At 65.5% G+C, this 15,409-nt stretch carries 12 protein-coding genes; 8 read left to right on the forward strand and 4 right to left on the reverse strand.

Translation table 11 applies throughout. The features are described from left to right. Positions 1-178: 178 nt before the first annotated feature. Complete coding sequence (locus tag ARTH_RS17355) at positions 179-1,675, reverse strand: NCS2 family permease (protein ID WP_011693248.1); 1,497 nt, start codon at positions 1,673-1,675, stop codon at positions 179-181. A gap of 14 nt (positions 1,676-1,689) precedes the next feature. Further along, the gene (locus tag ARTH_RS17360) at positions 1,690-2,184 is read right to left on the reverse strand and encodes a nucleoside deaminase (RefSeq protein ID WP_011693249.1); all 495 of its coding nucleotides are present in this window, start codon (positions 2,182-2,184) and stop codon (positions 1,690-1,692) included. 409 nt (positions 2,185-2,593) lie between these two features. On the opposite strand from ARTH_RS17360, the gene ARTH_RS17365 reads away from it, so the two are divergent. Then, a complete protein-coding gene (locus ARTH_RS17365) occupies positions 2,594-3,958 on the forward strand; it encodes an 8-oxoguanine deaminase (RefSeq protein ID WP_011693250.1) in 1,365 nt (454 codons plus the stop codon). A gap of 117 nt (positions 3,959-4,075) precedes the next feature. Next, complete coding sequence (gene ligD / locus ARTH_RS17370; RefSeq protein WP_011693251.1) at positions 4,076-5,320, forward strand: non-homologous end-joining DNA ligase; 1,245 nt, start codon at positions 4,076-4,078, stop codon at positions 5,318-5,320. Between the two features lie 161 nt (positions 5,321-5,481). Here ligD and ARTH_RS17375 read toward each other — a convergent pair whose 3' ends face one another. Beyond that, entirely contained in the window at positions 5,482-5,679 is a 198-nt protein-coding gene (locus ARTH_RS17375; RefSeq protein WP_043430022.1) for a hypothetical protein, read from the reverse strand. A gap of 360 nt (positions 5,680-6,039) precedes the next feature. Between ARTH_RS17375 and pucL the strand changes: the two genes are divergently transcribed. The 4 genes from pucL to ARTH_RS17395 all read left to right on the forward strand — a co-directional run bounded on the left by pucL (position 6,040) and on the right by ARTH_RS17395 (position 11,315). Further along, positions 6,040-6,948 carry a factor-independent urate hydroxylase gene (pucL, locus tag ARTH_RS17380; RefSeq protein ID WP_011693252.1) on the forward strand — a complete coding sequence of 303 codons (909 nt, stop codon included), beginning with the start codon at positions 6,040-6,042 and terminating at the stop codon, positions 6,946-6,948. Positions 6,949-7,192: 244 nt separating this feature from the next. Then, complete coding sequence (locus tag ARTH_RS17385) at positions 7,193-8,695, forward strand: nucleobase:cation symporter-2 family protein (protein WP_011693253.1); 1,503 nt, start codon at positions 7,193-7,195, stop codon at positions 8,693-8,695. Positions 8,696-8,824: 129 nt separating this feature from the next. After that, positions 8,825-9,649 (forward strand): MurR/RpiR family transcriptional regulator, encoded by an 825-nt coding sequence (locus tag ARTH_RS17390; protein ID WP_011693254.1) that lies wholly within the window; start codon positions 8,825-8,827, stop codon positions 9,647-9,649. Between the two features lie 103 nt (positions 9,650-9,752). Then, positions 9,753-11,315 (forward strand): NCS1 family nucleobase:cation symporter-1, encoded by a 1,563-nt coding sequence (locus tag ARTH_RS17395; RefSeq protein ID WP_011693255.1) that lies wholly within the window; start codon positions 9,753-9,755, stop codon positions 11,313-11,315. 50 nt (positions 11,316-11,365) lie between these two features. Here ARTH_RS17395 and ARTH_RS17400 read toward each other — a convergent pair whose 3' ends face one another. Next, the gene (locus ARTH_RS17400; protein ID WP_011693256.1) at positions 11,366-12,121 is read right to left on the reverse strand and encodes an IclR family transcriptional regulator; all 756 of its coding nucleotides are present in this window, start codon (positions 12,119-12,121) and stop codon (positions 11,366-11,368) included. Positions 12,122-12,342: 221 nt separating this feature from the next. On the opposite strand from ARTH_RS17400, the gene ARTH_RS17405 reads away from it, so the two are divergent. Both ARTH_RS17405 and aceB read left to right on the forward strand, forming a co-directional pair. Beyond that, the gene (locus ARTH_RS17405) at positions 12,343-13,782 is read left to right on the forward strand and encodes an NAD-dependent malic enzyme (protein WP_011693257.1); all 1,440 of its coding nucleotides are present in this window, start codon (positions 12,343-12,345) and stop codon (positions 13,780-13,782) included. 26 nt (positions 13,783-13,808) lie between these two features. Beyond that, a complete protein-coding gene (gene aceB / locus ARTH_RS17410) occupies positions 13,809-15,407 on the forward strand; it encodes a malate synthase A (protein ID WP_011693258.1) in 1,599 nt (532 codons plus the stop codon). Positions 15,408-15,409 lie beyond the last annotated feature (2 nt).

The following is a 15,409-nucleotide window of genomic DNA, read 5'->3' on the forward strand; positions in this document are numbered from 1 at the left end:
TTCTCGTTCCTATCGTGCGCCGGGGGAAGCACCGGCAGTTGTGGCGCCTGCGTCAGTTTCATTGCACTCTGTGGCTTGCCGTTGTTGAACAACCGGGTAGTGAACCAGCGGTTTGGTGGACCGGGGCCGGCCCCATCTGCCTGCCCCGGTCCGGTCTATGTGGTCCCTACGGGGGTCCCTATGCGCCCAGCAGCGCGTTGATGGGACCGCGGGCAAAATAGATCAGGAAGCCGGCCGTGACCACCCACATCAGCGGGTGCACCTTCCGGATCCTGCCGGAGCAGGCACTGATCACCGCCCAGGAGATGAAGCCCACGCCGATGCCGTTGGCGATGGAATAGCTCAGCGGCATGGTGACGATGGTCAGGAAGGCGGGCAGTGCCACGGAGAACTTGCTGAACTTGATCTCGCGGATCTGGGCCATCATCATTGCGCCAACAACCACCAGCGCTGCCGCGGCCACTTCCAGCGGCACCACGGACGTGAGCGGCGTCAGGAACATCGAACCCAGGAACAACGCGCCGGTGACCACGGAGGCCAGACCCGTGCGGGCGCCTTCCCCGATGCCCGCGGCGGAGTCGATGTACACCGTGTTGGACGAACCTGACGTGGCACCGCCGGCCACGGCCCCCAGACCTTCGACGATGAAGGCGGACTTCAGCCGCGGGAACGTGCCGTCCTTGTGCGCCACTCCGGCGCTCCTGGCCAGGCCGGTCATGGTGCCCATGGCATCAAAGAAGTTGGTGAACACCAGCGTGAACACCAGCATGGTCGCCGCGAGGCCGCCGATCCGGCCGAAGGCGCCGAACAGGTCGAACTGCCCCACCAGGGAAAGGTCCGGGGCGGACACCAGGTGGCCGGAGAGGACAGGGGTGTTCAGGTGCCAGCCGCCGGGGTTGCTCGCGCTGCCGGGGCCGATCTTCATGACTGCCTCGACCACCGCGGCGAGTACGGTGGTCGCCACGATGCCGATCAGCAGGCCGCCCTGCACCTTGCGGGCCACAAGCACTCCCATGACGAGCAGGCCCACGATGAACACCAGGGTTGGAACCGACGTGATGGAACCGTTGTCGCCCAGCTGGACAGGGGGACCCGCCGTGGTGGCCCGGACAAATCCGGAATCCACGAATCCGATGAAGGCGATGAACAGCCCGATGCCCACCGTGATGGCGGCCTTCAGTTCCTTGGGCACGGCCCGGAAGATGGCGGTCCGTGCGCCGGTGACGCCGAAGAGGACGATCAGGATTCCGTTGATGACCACCAGGCCCATGGCCTCGGCCCAGGTGACCTCCTGGATCACGGCCACGGCCAGGAAGGAGTTGATGCCCAGCCCTGCCGCGAGCCCGAAGGGGAGGTTGGCGATCAGGCCGAACAGGATGGTCATGACGCCGGCGGTGAGGCCGGTGACGGCGCCCACCTGCGCTGCGGACAGCCAGCCCCCGGCAACGTCGGTGGGGGCATTGTCCGCGCTGAAACCACCCAGGATCAACGGGTTCAGGATGACGATGTAGGCCATGGTGAAGAAGGTGACCAGGCCGCCGCGAACCTCGCGGGCCACAGTGGAACCGCGTTTGGTGATTTCGAAGAATCGGTCCAGGAAAGCATTGGCTGGCTGCGGGCGCTTGGGTGCGGCCGGTTGCTGCCGCTCGTCGGAGGTAGTGTCCAGGATTGTCATCTCAGCCGCCGGCCCTAGTAGTCAATCCTGGAGTCGAGCGTGTTCCAGGTGTTGAAAGGTTCGAGGATCGGCGGTGCCTGCGGGTCGTCGAGTTCCAGCTTGGCCACCGGCATCAGCGCGTCGCGCCCGCCGTTTTCGAAGTACTCGTAGAAGACTGCGTCGTCGAAGCCAACGGAGGCGGCGTCGTGCCGGTCCGCTGCGAACACCACGCGCTCCACCCGCGCCCACAGTGCTGACGCCAGGCACATGGGGCACGGCTCGCAGCTCGTATAGAGGGTGGCGCCGGTGAGGTCGAAGGTGCCCAGCTCGCTGCAGGCACGGCGGATGGCCGTGACTTCGGCGTGGGCTGTGGGGTCGTTCGTAGCGGTGACGCGATTGACGCCGCCGAACGATTGTCCGTCTGCCGTGACAACGACGGCACCGAACGGGCCGCCGCTGTTAAGGACGTTGGCCGTGGCCAACCTGATTGATTTGGCCAGGTAATCCTGGGCCGTGACGGTGGTACTCATGATGCGACTCCCTTTGCTGGGAAGCCGGTACGCCGAGGTGGGACGAAAAGGCCAGATGCGACGGTTACCAGGCTTCAGCATGTGCTTTTGAAGGTTAAGTTGCGCCTGGTAGATAGCTTCCCCGGAGTCCGGGGGCCCGCCTTTGGCAAAATCGAGATTAGCACCTGAACGTGAGCTGCGCCATAGGTTTTGGAAAGTTAATTTCGTGATGTGAAATTACGGCGGCCGGGCCGGCCGCCAGACGGGGCGCCACGTGCTGTCACAATCCAGTGCGTTGACGCGGCGCTTCCCGCCGTCCTACGCTGATGCCGAACCGGCGCTCGCCTTACCCGCGCCGGGAGCCTGGATCAGCAGACAGGCCCTCACTGAGCTGGCATTCCATCCGCACGCTCAGACAGGAATCCCGTTTATGGCTACCCACCGCTCCGCACACAGGCTCTGGATCCGGAATCCACTCGCAGCCTTCACCGCCAACAATCTTGATGCCACCGGCGGGATCGTGGTGGCCGGCGGCATCATCACGGAAGTCCTGGCCGCCGGCCAGCAGCCTTCCGCGCCCTGCCAGGAAACGTTCGAGGCCGGCAGCCACGTCCTGCTGCCGGGCCTGATCAACACCCACCACCACTTCTACCAAACACTCACGCGTGCCTGGGGTCCGGTGGCCAACGTCCCGCTGTTTCCGTGGCTGCAGAACCTGTACCCGGTCTGGGCCCGGCTCAAGCCGCGGGACCTGGAACTGGCTACCACCGTTGCACTCGCGGAACTGCTGCTCTCCGGCTGCACCACAGCCGCTGACCACCACTACCTCTTCCCCCAGGGCATGGAAGACGCCATCGACATCGAGGTCCGGGCGGTGCGGGAGCTCGGCATGCGGGCCACGCTCACCCGCGGCTCCATGACGCTCGGAGAGGACGACGGCGGCCTGCCGCCACAGTCCACCGTCCAGCAGCCGGACGTGATCCTGGCGGACAGCGAGCGGCTCATCCGGGAGTATCACGAACGCGGCGACGGCGCCGTCATCCAGGTTGCCCTGGCCCCGTGCTCGCCGTTCTCCGTGACCAAGGAGATCATGGCCGAGAGCGCCGCACTGGCCGAACGGCATGACGTCCGGCTGCACACGCACCTGGCTGAAACGCTGGACGAGGAAGACTTCTGCCGGAAGATGTTCGGCCTGCGCACGGTGGAATACCTGGAGAGCGTGGGCTGGCTCGGCAACCGGACCTGGCTGGGCCACGGCATCCATTTCAGCGATGCAGAGATCGCCGCGCTGGGAGCCGCGGGCACCGCCGTCGCGCACTGCCCCACGTCCAACATGCGGCTGGCCTCGGGCACTGCCCGGGTACTCGAACTGGAGGATGCCGGAGTGCCGGTGGGGCTGGGAGTGGACGGGTCGGCGTCGAACGACGCCTCGAACATGATCCTGGAGGCACGGCAGGCCCTGTACCTGCAGCGGCTGCGCTACGGGGCGCAGGTCCCGGTGGAGCGGGCGCTGGGCTGGGCGACCCGGGGGTCGGCGGCGGTGCTGGGCCGCTCCGACCTGGGCCAGCTGGCACCCGGGATGCAGGCGGACCTGGCGTTGTTCCGGCTCGACGAGCTGCGGTTCTCCGGCAGCCACGACCCCCTCGCCGCGCTCCTGCTGTGCGGAGCGGACCGGGCCGACCGGGTGATGGTGGGCGGGCAGTGGCGCGTGGTGGACGGGCAGATCCCGGGCCTTGATGTTGCCGGGCTGATCGCGGAACACTCGGCCGCTGCACGGAAGCTGGTGAACGGGTAGCCATTTCCCGCCGTTTCGACGGTTCCCTGCGCCCACGACGTTCGGCGGCGTCGTGGGCGCAGGGAACCGTCGAAACGGGCCTATGCCCCGGCAGGTGTTCGTTGCTAGCGTGGCGGCATGAATCCGTCGAAGACGCCGGCCGAGATCCTCGACATTTCCGGCACCGAGGTTCGCATCTCGAGTCCGGACAAGGTGGTTTTTCCCGAGCCCGGGCTGACGAAGCTCGACCTGGTGCGCTACTACCTCGCAGTCGCGGATGGTGCGCTGCGCGGCGCGGGCGGCCGGCCCATGGTGCTCAAGCGCTTCCCGAAGGGCATCGACGCCGAGCCGTTCTTCCAGAAGCGCGTGCCGGAAAACCACCCCGACTTCATCGAGACGGCAACACTGCACTATGCGTCCGGAACATCGGCCGAAGAGGCCGTGATCCGCGATGCCGCCGGCCTGGCGTGGGTGGTGAACCTTGGATGCCTCGACCTCAACCCCCATCCCGTACGCGCCGAGGACCTCGAGCACCCCGACGAGCTCCGGGTGGACCTCGATCCGATGCCGGGGGTCGACTGGTCGCAGATCGTCGACGTCGCGTATGTGGCACGGGAGGTCCTCGACGACACGGGACTGGTGGGGTGGCCGAAGACGAGCGGCTCGCGGGGACTCCATATCCTGGTGCGCATCGCGCCGCACTGGTCGTACCGAGACGTGCGCCTCGCCGCCGAGACCCTCGCCCGCGAGGTGGAGAACCGCGCTCCCGGCCTTGCCACCGCGCGTTGGTGGAAGGAGGAACGCGGCGAGAGTGTGTTCGTCGACTTCAACCAGAATGCCAAAGACCGCACCGTGGCCTCCGCATACTCGATCCGACCCCTGCCCGATGCCCGGGTCTCGACGCCGCTCACCTGGGACGAGGTCCGCTCCACCCGGCCCGAACAGTTCACGGTGCCCACCGTACTCGGGCGCTTTGCAGAGGTGGGCGACCCGCACGCCGGCATCGACGACGCGGCCGGCAGCCTCGACGGGCTCCTCGCCCTGGCTGCCAAGCTCGGCCCCGCCGAGAAGCCGCCGCGCGGCGGCGACGGCTCCGGCCGCCGGCAGTCGGTGATGCCGCTGATCGAGGTGGCCCGCACCAGGACCAGACCCGAGGCGCTCGCGGCACTCGACGAGTGGAAGTCCCGGCATGCGGACCTCGTCCCGGCCCTGCACCCGGCCGATGTCCTCGTCGACGGAATGCGCGGATCGAGCTCGCTCTGGTACAGGGTGCGGGTGAACCTGCAACACATCCCCGAAGCGGAGCGTCCAGCGCAGGAGGAGCTCATCGCCGACTATGACCCCTGGGCCGGCAAGGAATGGCCGGGGCGCCCGGGGGCCTGACGCAGGCGACACGCAAAGCGCCCGGCGACACGCAAAGCGCCCGGCGACACGCAAAAGGCCTGGCGACACGCAAAGTGTCCGGCGACACGCAAAAGGCCTGGCGACACCCGGATTCGGGTGTCGCCAGGCCTTTTGGGCGTCGTCAGCGAAGAAGCGTGTCGTCAGCCTCGTTGCGACCGTTGGCCGCCGAAGCCCGGCAGGCCGTGGACCCAGCGCGAGAAGCGGCCCGGGACGTGCTCCCGGTCTGCAGGCAGGTAGAAGTCCGGATCCGTTCCGCCTCCGAGGGGGAGGTAGAACTCCGGGACTGAAGGTGCCGCCGTCGGTGCCGGTGCAACCGGCGTTGTGTCCTGCTGGTACATCTGATCCTCCTCCAAGGTGATTTGGTTAAGCTCTCAACTTCCACAAAATGGAAAATAACTTTTGCTATGTGAAATAGCGTAGAGCGCTGCCCGGTATTCGTCAATGGTCCGGGAGGCCGCCGGTCACAATCTGATTTTTCAGCTAGTGATGTACACCACGGCGATGCTCGGCTACGCTTTAAGTCAACTCGTGGCGTAGGTCACGTAACCTGGGAGCAGCAGGCAGGGTCGTAATGAGCTGGCGTCATTGGATGCCGGCTCTTTTTTGTTGGGTCGGCTCCATCAGAAACGCGTGTGTAACACGCGCTTAATTTCAATGATGGAACCTAGGTTCCACATCACGGAAGTTGGGAACAGACCATGAGCAGCAAAATCATCCTCGGCCAGAACCAGTACGGCAAGGCCGAAGTCCGGGTCGTCAAGATCACCAGGGACACCGACCGCCACGAGATCGAAGACCTGAACGTCACCTCGCAGCTCCGCGGGGACTTCGCCGCCGCGCACCTCCAGGGCGACAACAGCCACGTCGTTGCCACGGACACGCAGAAGAACACCATCTACGCGTTTGCCCGTGAAGGCGTCGGTTCGCCGGAGGCCTTCCTCCTGCGACTGGGCGAGCACTTCACCTCCAGCTTCGACTGGGTTACGGGCGGCCGCTGGGAAGCCGAGTCCTACAGCTGGGATCGGATCCAGGCCCATGGAGCCGAGCACGACCACTCCTTCGTGCGTAACGGCCAGGAAGTCCGCACTGCGGTGCTGGTCCGCGACGGCGCGGCCGCTCATCTCATCTCCGGCCTGAAGGACCTCACCGTCCTCAAGTCCACCCAGTCCGGCTTCGTCGGCTACCCGCGGGACAAGTACACCACCCTCCCGGAAACCACTGACCGCATCCTGGCTACGGACGTTTCCGCCCGCTGGCGCTTCAACGCCAACACGGACTTCAGCGCGCTCGACTTCAACAAGAGCTACGAGGACGTCAAGAGCCTGTTGCTGGAGGGTTTCACCGAAAAGTACTCCCACGCCCTGCAGCAGACCCTGTTCGACATGGGCGCCAAGGTACTGGAAGCGCACAGCGAGATCGACGAGATCAAGTTCTCGATGCCCAACAAGCACCACTTCCTGGTGGACCTCTCACCGTTCGGCCTCGACAACCCCAACGAGGTCTTCTTTGCCGCGGACCGTCCGTACGGCCTGATCGAGGCCACGGTCCAGCGCGAGGACGCCACCCCGGCGGACATCGCCTGGTCCGGCATCGCCGGCTTCTGCTAGACCGCACTTAGCGGCCCGCGCCGGTGGTTGAGCCGGGCCCCGCCTGACGGGTTCCCTGACCGAGCTTGCGAGGTTAGGGGGCAGGCGGGGCCCGACATCCCCGGGTCTCGCCAGTCTCGACCACCGGGCACCTCCCGGCCTCACTCCCCAGCTCGACCACCCGGGCCACCAACGATTCAAAACTGTTAGCCAGACACCGTTAGCCAGACAAAGACGTCTGCCATGAACACCAAGAAAGTCTGCCATGAACACCAAGAAGAAATCGGCCGCCGCAGCCGCAGCCGGCCGCAAGAAGTCCGACCGCCCCGAAGACCAGCGGCTGCCCCTGGGAAGCACCTTCGCCTACGGCTTCCAGCACGTCCTCACCATGTATGGCGGCATCATCGCCCCGCCGCTGATCATCGGCGCAGCCGCCGGCATGTCTTCGCAGGACATTGGCCTGCTGATCGCCGCCTGCCTGTTTGTGGGCGGCCTTGCCACCATCCTGCAGACCATCGGCATTCCGTTTTTCGGGTCGAAGCTCCCGCTGGTCCAGGGCGTCTCCTTCGCCGGTGTTTCCACCATGGTGGCGATCGTCCACGGCGGCGGCGGTATCCAGGCGGTCTTTGGCTCGGTGATTGCCGCTTCGCTGATCGGCCTGCTCATCACTCCCCTGTTTTCCAAGATCATCCGGTTCTTCCCGCCGGTGGTGACGGGCACGGTGATCACCACCATCGGGCTGACCCTCATGCCGGTCGCGGCCAACTGGGCCATGGGCGGCAACAACAAGGCCCCGAACTACGGCAGCATGGCCAACATCGGCCTGGCCGCGGCCACCATGGCGATCGTGCTGCTCCTGAGCAAGGTGGGCAACGCGGCAATCTCGAGGCTTTCCATCCTGCTGGCGATGGTGCTCGGCACGGTGATTGCCTTCGCCTTCGGCATGGCTGATTTCTCCAAGGTGGGCCAGGGCGAAATCGTGGCGTTCCCCACCCCGTTCGCGTTCGGCCCGCCCACTTTCGAGCTCGCGGCGATCATCTCCATGCTGATCGTCATCCTGGTCACGCTCACCGAGACCTCGGCGGACATCATCGCAGTCGGCGAGATCGTGGGCACCAAGGTTGACTCCAAGCGCATCGGCGACGGCCTGCGGGCCGATATGCTCTCCAGCGCCATCTCCCCGCTGTTCAACTCCTTCACCCAGAGCGCTTTTGCCCAGAACGTTGGCCTCGTGGCCATCACCGGGGTCAAGAGCCGCTTCGTGGTGAGCGCCGGCGGACTCATCCTGGTGATCCTCGGCCTGCTGCCGGTGCTTGGCCGCGTGGTCGCAGCGGTGCCGACGCCCGTCCTGGGCGGCGCCGGCGTCGTTCTCTTTGGAACCGTTGCCGCAAGCGGCATCCGGACACTCGCCAAAGTGGAATACAAGAACAACATGAACCTGATCATCGTGGCGGCGTCCATTGGTTTCGGCATGATCCCCATCGCCGCGCCGGCGTTCTACGACAAGTTCCCGTCCTGGTTCGGCACCATCTTCCACTCGGGCATCAGCTCGGCCGCCGTGATGGCCATCCTGCTGAACCTGCTCTTCAACCACCTCAAGGCCGGCAACTCAGAGAACCAGTCCGTCTTCGTGGCGGGAACCGGACGGGTTGTCCGCGAAGAGGACCTGAAATGCCTGGCCGACGGCGACCGTTACGAAGGCGGGAAGCTGATCGACTGCGACGGCAAGGAAGTCCCGGTGGAGTCGGCGTCGAAATCTGACCACTAAGCCCGCACACCGGCACAACAAGCGCGAACGGACAGTTGGGGCCCCTTTCCCACAGGGGCCCCACTGTCCGTTCGCGCTTCTGCGTCGCTGATCCATGCCACCGGGTCCCCGCTGTGAGACGGTTGTTTCATGAGGATCGATGAACGAATCGAACGGCACTATGCGGAGCTGGGCCCGCAGGAACAAAAGGCGGCAGACACGCTCCTGGACCGCCTCGGCGACCTCGCCATGTACAACGCCGCCGAACTTGCCAGGCTCAGCGGCGTCTCCAAAGCCACCATGAGCCGGCTGTTCCGCCGCCTCGGCTTCGAGGATTTCAACGAGGTCAAGGAACATACCCGGTCCATCCGTTCCAGCGGCATGCCTCTGGGTCCGCAGTCGTCCGACGGCGGTCTGCCTGCCCATTGGGGGCAGGAGCAGGAAAACCTGCGCCGCCTGGCTGAATCGCTCGACGAGGACAAACTGTCGGCAGCCTGCGGCAAGCTCGCCGGCGCCGGGACCGTGCTGCTGCTCGGCTTCCGCAACAGCTTTCCCGTGGCGCTGCACTTCCGGCAGCAGTTGCTCCAGTGCCGCCCCGCGGTGTCTGTGGCGCCACAGCCCGGACAGAGCCTGGGCGAGGAGCTCGCCGGGCTGGGCGCCGGCGACGCGGTGGTCCTGTTCGGCTTCCGGCGGCGGCCCGCCGGGTTCCGTAAAGTCCTCCAGGGGGCGGCCGCCACAGGGGCAACCACGATTCTGATCGGGGACCCGGGGGCACGCCGCCTCGCAGCTGATGCCGCCCTGTGGCTCGAGTGCCCGGTGGACGGCGCCCACGCCTTCGACAGCTACGCCGCCGCCATGAGCCTGGTCAGCGTCCTTGCGAACGGCGTCCTCGTAGCCTTGGGACGTCCCGGCCGCGAGCGCGTCCGCGAGGTGACGGGAATATTCGACACCCTGGGCGAGATCGAAGCGAAGTAAACAGGAATTGTTGCGCCAGAAACAGCTTTGAAACATTGGTTCCATCTAATTGAAAGCGTGAAACGGCCGGATCGGCGGCTGTCCCAATCTCTTAGAGGAAACCATGACAGATTCCGCGATGGCCGCCCCCCGGGTTGAAGCATCCGCCCGCACCGGCCAGCTCCCCGACTACGATCCGCAGCTCAGCAATGAGGATCTTGTCCCCCTGAAGAACCAGCGCTGGACCAGCTACAACCTGTTCGCCTTCTGGATGTCGGACGTCCACAGCATCGGCGGCTATGTCACGGCAGGAAGCCTCTTCGCCCTGGGGCTGGCCAGCTGGCAGGTGCTCGTGGCCCTGCTGGCGGGCATCGTGATCGTCAATATCTTCTGCAACCTCGTAGCCAAGCCCAGCCAGCTGACGGGTGTTCCGTACCCGGTCATCAACCGGGCCGTCTTCGGCGTCAAGGGCGCCAACATCCCGGCCATCATCCGCGGCCTGATCGCAGTGGCCTGGTACGGCGTTCAGACCTTCCTCGCCTCCGAGGCGCTGGTGATTGTCTTCCTCAAGTTCTTCCCCGGCATGGCGCCGCTGTACGACGTCGAACAGAACGGCTTCCTGGGCCTCTCCACCTTGGGCTGGATCTGCTACGGCATCCTCTGGGTGGCGCAGGCAGCACTCTTCTGGAACGGCATGGAGAGCATCCGAAGGTTCATCGACTTCGCCGGCCCCGCCGTCTACGTGGTGATGCTGTTCCTGGCCATCTACCTGGTGTCCAAGGCGGGCATCGGGAACATCAGCCTGAACCTGTCCAGCGGGCCGCCCCTGGACTTCGCCGCCTCCATCCCCGTCATGGTCTCCGCCGTCGCGCTGGTGGTGTCCTACTTCTCCGGCCCGATGCTCAACTTCGGCGACTTCGCCCGGTACGGCAAGAGCTACAAGGCGGTCAAGAAGGGGAACTTCCTGGGGCTGCCGGTGAACTTCCTGTTCTTCTCGCTCCTGACCGTCATCACCGCCTCAGCCACCATCCCGGTTTTCGGCCGCCTCATCACGGACCCGGTCAAGACCGTCCAGGAAATCGACACCGTGTTCGCCGTGCTGCTGGGCGGACTCACCTTCGTCATCGCTACCGTCGGCATTAACATCGTGGCCAACTTCATCTCGCCCGCGTTCGACTTCTCCAACGTCAGCCCGCAGAAAATCAGCTGGCGGGCAGGCGGCATGATTGCCGCCGTCGGCTCCGTCATCCTGACGCCGTGGAACTGGTACTCCAACAACGACGCCATCCACTACACACTGGGTGTCCTGGGCGCGTTGATCGGCCCGCTGTTCGGCATCCTGATCGCCGGGTACTACGTGGTGAGCCGCCAGAAGGTCTGGGTGGACGACATGTACACGCTGAAAACCACCGGCCGGTACTGGTTCCGGAACGGCTACAACCCGAACGCCGTCAAGGCCGTGGCCATCAGCGGAGCCATCTCCATCGCCTCCGTGCTGATTCCCAAGATCCTGCTCGACACCGGTGCCACGGCAGTGAACGCAACCTGGATCGGCAACTACAGCTGGTTCCTCGGATGCGCCCTCGGCTACGTAGTCTTCCGGGCGCTGGAGCGGCGGTCCCCGATGATTTCGCTTGAACCGGCCGGCAAGGAAAGCGGCACCGTCAGCGACGGCACGCTGGTTTAGGACCGGCCGCCGTCGACCTCGCCTACGGCGGGGAAGTGCGACGGCGGGGGTCAGTTCTGGTTGAGTTCGTCGGAGATCGCCTGGGCTGCTTCGCGCAGCAGCGGCACGGCGCGTTCGGCGAAGGACTGGTCCACGCGCGACACCGGCCCGGACACCGAAATCGCCGTGGGCGTCGGCGCATTGGGGACTGCCATCGCAAAGCAGCGGACGCCGATCTCCTGCTCCTCCTCGTCGATGGAATAGCCGCGTTCCCGGATCAGCTTGAGGTCAAGGAGCAGGGAGTCGATGTCACCGATGCTCTTGGGGGTGGGCGTGGGCATGCCGCTGCGCTGGACGATTCCGCGGACGGTCTCGTCATCCAGCTGGGCCAGGATCGCCTTGCCAACGCCGGTGGCGTGGGTGTGCGCGCGGCGGCCCACCTCGGTGAACATGCGCATGGAGTGCAGGGACGGCACCTGGGCCACGTAGATGACCATGTCCGAGTCCAGCACCGCCATGTTGGACGTCTCCCCCAGCCGGTCCACGAGGGACTTGAGCTGCGGACGCGCGAGTGCACCGAGCTGCTTGTTGGCACCTTCGCCGAGCCGGATGAGCCGCGGACCGAGTGCGTACCGCCGGTTCGGCAGCTGGCGGATGTAGCCCAGCGTGACCAGGGTGCGCAGCAGGCGGTGGATCGTGGGAAGAGGCAGGTCGGTGGAGGAAGACAGCTCGCTGAGCGTGACGTCTCCGCCGGCGTCAGTGATCAGTTCCAAAAGTTCGAAGACGCGCTCAACGGACTGCACGCCTCCCGGGGCTTTTTCAGCCATAACCGTGGTCTCCTGCGGTATCGATTCCGACAACTCTTATCCACATCGTGAAAAAAATTGCTTAGAAGTCCCAAGATACAGCACGCATCGCCCTCCGTCGATGCACAGGCGGGGCTTGTGTTTCCACAAAGTAGATAATAATATCCATAATACGAAAACATTTGATTGAGCAGTACGTCCGGGTGCGCTCCGCGTCCGGACCCGACCAGGAGGAACATTCAATGGCGAACCCGAGCCCCGGAAATTCGATCACCCTGCGCGTGGAAGCGCCGTCCAGCTTTACCGCGACGAGCGAGCTGGCCGCCGCCGTCGGAGCCGCCGGAGCAGCCATCACGGCACTGGACGTCACCGAATCGCACCACGAAACGCTGGTTGTTGACGTCACCTGCAACACCACCGACGACGAACACGCCGCCCGCGTCAAGGACGCCCTGAACGCGCTCGACGGCGTCACGGTCCAGCACGTCTCCGACCGCACCTTCCTGATGCACCTCGGCGGCAAGCTCGAAGTGGTCCCGAAGGTGGCCCTGCGCAACCGGGACGATCTCTCCCGCGCCTACACCCCCGGCGTCGCCCGCGTCTGCCTGGCCATCGCGGAGGACCCCTCAGCGGCCCGCAACCTGACAGTCAAGCGCAACACCATCGCAGTCCTGACCGACGGCTCGGCTGTCCTTGGCCTGGGCAACATTGGCCCGGCCGCGGCCCTGCCCGTCATGGAAGGCAAAGCCGCTCTGTTCAAGCAGTTCGCCAACGTTGACGCCTGGCCGGTCTGCCTTGACACCCAGGACACCGAAGAAATCATTATGATCGCCAAGGCCATGGCCCCCGTCTACGGCGGCATCAACCTTGAAGACATCGCCGCCCCGCGCTGCTTCGAAATCGAAAAGCGCCTCCGCGAGGAACTGGACATCCCGGTCTTCCACGACGACCAGCACGGCACGGCCATCGTCACCCTGGCTGCCCTGGTCAACGCCCTCCGCGTGGTGGACAAGAAGCTTTCGGAGGTCAGGATCGTGGTCTCCGGCGTCGGCGCCGCGGGCTCGGCGATCATCCAGCTCCTCAAGGCCCAGGGCGCGCAGCACATCATCGCTGCCGGCCGCTCCGGCGCCATCCACTCCGGCGCGGAATACAGCGACGAACACCGCAGCTGGATCGCCGCGAACACCAACGAAGAAGGCTTCTCCGGCACGCTGCATGAGGCACTCGTCGGCGCGGATGTCTTCATCGGTGTGAGCGCCCCTCATGTGATCGGCGAGGAGCAGGTGGCCGCGATGGCTGAGAAGGCGATCGTATTCGCCATGGCCAACCCCACTCCGGAAATCGACCCGGTGGTAGCGTCAAAGCATGCGGCAGTGGTGGCTACGGGGCGCAGCGACTTCCCCAACCAGATCAACAACGTCCTGGCATTCCCGGGGTTCTTCCGCGGGCTGCTCGACGCTGGCGCCTCGGACATCACGCCGGACATGCTGGTCGCGGCCGCCGAAGCCATTGCCAACCGCGTGGCTGACGACGAACTCAATGCCAGCTACATCATCCCCAGCGTCTTCGACCCGCATGTTGCGGCCGATGTGGCCACCGCGGTCGCAAATGCAGCTAACGCAGCAAGCGCCGCCAAGGCAGCAAGCGCAGCGCACGCAAACCTAGAACCCGCCAACGCCTGATTCGCAGCCTAGAAAGGACCCGGACAATGGCTCTCACAGTCACAGACCCGCAGCCGATTGCACGAGCAGAGGAAATCCTCACCCCGAAGGCACTGGCCTTCGTGGAGGAGCTCCACAAGCGGTTTGCGGGCACCCGCGCCGAACTCCTCAAAGCCCGCGTGGCCAAGCGCGAGCAGGTAGCCCGGACCGGAAAGCTTGATTTCCTGTCCGAAACCAAGGATGTCCGCGAGGGCGACTGGAAGGTTGCGCCGGCGCCCGCCGCGCTGCAGGACCGCCGCGTGGAAATGACCGGACCCGCCTCGCCGGCCAAGATGGCCATCAATGCCCTCAACTCCGGCGCCAAGGTGTGGCTGGCCGACCTCGAGGACGCCAGCACGCCCACCTGGGCCAACGTCATTGACGCCATCCTGAACCTCCGCGATGCCGCCACGGGAACCCTGAGCTACACCTCCCCGGAGGGCAAGGAATACCGGCTCCGCTCCGACGCCCCGCTCGCCGTCGTGGTGGCCCGGCCCCGCGGCTGGCACATGGACGAGCACCACCTGCTGCTCGACGGCGAACACACCGTGGGCGCGCTGGTGGACTTCGGCCTGCACTTCTTCCACACGGCCAAGCAGCTCCTGCTCAACGGCCAGGGCCCGTACTACTACCTGCCGAAGATGGAGAGCCACCTTGAGGCGCGCCTCTGGAACGACGTGTTCGTCTTCGCGCAGGATTTCCTGGGCATTCCGCAGGGCACCATCAAGGCCACCGTGCTGATCGAGACGATCCCCGCGGCCTTCGAGATGGACGAGATCCTGTACGAGCTCCGCGACCACGCCGCCGGGCTCAACGCCGGCCGCTGGGACTACCTGTTCAGCATCATCAAGTACTTCCGCGACGCCGGAGCGGACTTTGTACTGCCGGACCGCGCCACCGTGGCCATGACGGCACCGTTCATGCGGGCCTACACCGAGCTGCTCGTCAAGACCTGCCACCACCGCGGCGCGTTTGCCATGGGAGGCATGGCCGCAGTCATCCCCAACCGTCGCGAACCCGAGGTCACCGCCCAGGCATTCGAGAAGGTCCGCGCCGACAAGACGCGCGAAGCCAACGACGGCTTTGACGGCTCTTGGGTGGCCCACCCTGACCTGGTGCCGGTGTGCCGGGAAGTGTTCGATTCCGTCCTGGGCGAGCGCCCCAACCAGCTGGACAAGCAGCGCCCGGAGGTCCATGTCACGGCGGACCAACTGCTGGACATTGCCTCGGCCGACGGCACGGTGACGGAGGCCGGGCTGCGGCTGAACCTCTACGTTGCGGTCGCATACACGGCTGTTTGGATCTCAGGCAACGGTGCGGTGGCCATCCACAACCTGATGGAAGACGCCGCCACGGCCGAGATCTCCCGTTCGCAGGTCTGGCAGCAGATCCGCAACAAGGTGGTCCTGGCCGATACCGGCAACACTGTCACCCGTGAACTGGTCAGCAGCATCCTGGCCCAGGAAACCGACAAGCTCCGCGGTGAAGTGGGCGAGGAGACCTTCGCCAAGTACTACCAGCCGGCCAGCGAACTGATCGCTGATATCTGCCTTTCCGAGGACTACACCGACTTCCTCACCACGCCGGCCTACGAACTGGTGGGCTGAGG

The sequence above is a fragment of the Arthrobacter sp. FB24 genome, from assembly GCF_000196235.1.
Lineage (GTDB): Bacteria > Actinomycetota > Actinomycetes > Actinomycetales > Micrococcaceae > Arthrobacter.

Coding starts and splice junctions, on each gene's coding strand:
- ARTH_RS17405 (WP_011693257.1), top strand. CDS start 12,343: ATGGCGAACCCGAGCCCCGGAAATTCGATCACCCTGCGCGTGGAAGCG.
- ARTH_RS17390 (WP_011693254.1), top strand. CDS start 8,825: ATGAGGATCGATGAACGAATCGAACGGCACTATGCGGAGCTGGGCCCG.
- ARTH_RS17360 (WP_011693249.1), bottom strand. CDS start 2,184: ATGAGTACCACCGTCACGGCCCAGGATTACCTGGCCAAATCAATCAGG.
- aceB (WP_011693258.1), top strand. CDS start 13,809: ATGGCTCTCACAGTCACAGACCCGCAGCCGATTGCACGAGCAGAGGAA.
- ARTH_RS17375 (WP_043430022.1), bottom strand. CDS start 5,679: ATGTACCAGCAGGACACAACGCCGGTTGCACCGGCACCGACGGCGGCA.
- ARTH_RS17365 (WP_011693250.1), top strand. CDS start 2,594: ATGGCTACCCACCGCTCCGCACACAGGCTCTGGATCCGGAATCCACTC.
- ARTH_RS17385 (WP_011693253.1), top strand. CDS start 7,193: ATGAACACCAAGAAGAAATCGGCCGCCGCAGCCGCAGCCGGCCGCAAG.
- pucL (WP_011693252.1), top strand. CDS start 6,040: ATGAGCAGCAAAATCATCCTCGGCCAGAACCAGTACGGCAAGGCCGAA.
- ARTH_RS17395 (WP_011693255.1), top strand. CDS start 9,753: ATGACAGATTCCGCGATGGCCGCCCCCCGGGTTGAAGCATCCGCCCGC.
- ligD (WP_011693251.1), top strand. CDS start 4,076: ATGAATCCGTCGAAGACGCCGGCCGAGATCCTCGACATTTCCGGCACC.
- ARTH_RS17400 (WP_011693256.1), bottom strand. CDS start 12,121: ATGGCTGAAAAAGCCCCGGGAGGCGTGCAGTCCGTTGAGCGCGTCTTC.
- ARTH_RS17355 (WP_011693248.1), bottom strand. CDS start 1,675: ATGACAATCCTGGACACTACCTCCGACGAGCGGCAGCAACCGGCCGCA.